Raw genomic sequence first — 412 nt, forward strand, 5'->3', positions numbered from 1 at the left:
TCTATGGAGAATGGGGACTAACCTCTCAAAAATGGGATTTTTAGAAGAGTTTCATCTGCCCGTCCTTGTACTGCTCATGTAGATCGCAGTTCAGTTTAGGCCGCTCTTTATCTTTTAAATATAATTTTCTTGCGAGGGCAAATTGCTGGGCGACCTGGTCGGCAATATTTCCGTCGCCCTTCATTCGGGTTCCAAAGCGGCTGTCATTGAGATTTCCGTTGTGACATTCGGCGATTTGATGAAGGACCTTCTCTGCCCTGTCTGGCATGGCTTTTCTTATCCAGGCAGAAAAGACTTCTCCTATAGCGCCATTTAGCCTTACCACCGTATAGCCCACTCCGCAGGCACCTCTTTCGGCAATCTCCTTCACCAGGGGAAGGATCTCATGGCTGTTAATGGAAGGTATGATTGG

The 412-nt window shown here is 47.6% G+C and carries 1 pseudogene; it reads right to left on the bottom strand.

From position 1 onward, the window contains the following. Window positions 1-40: 40 nt before the first annotated feature. Window positions 41-412: pseudogene (locus tag HC175_RS19520) on the bottom strand (PA0069 family radical SAM protein); the annotation flags it as partial.

It is taken from the genome of Salinimicrobium oceani (assembly GCF_012037645.1).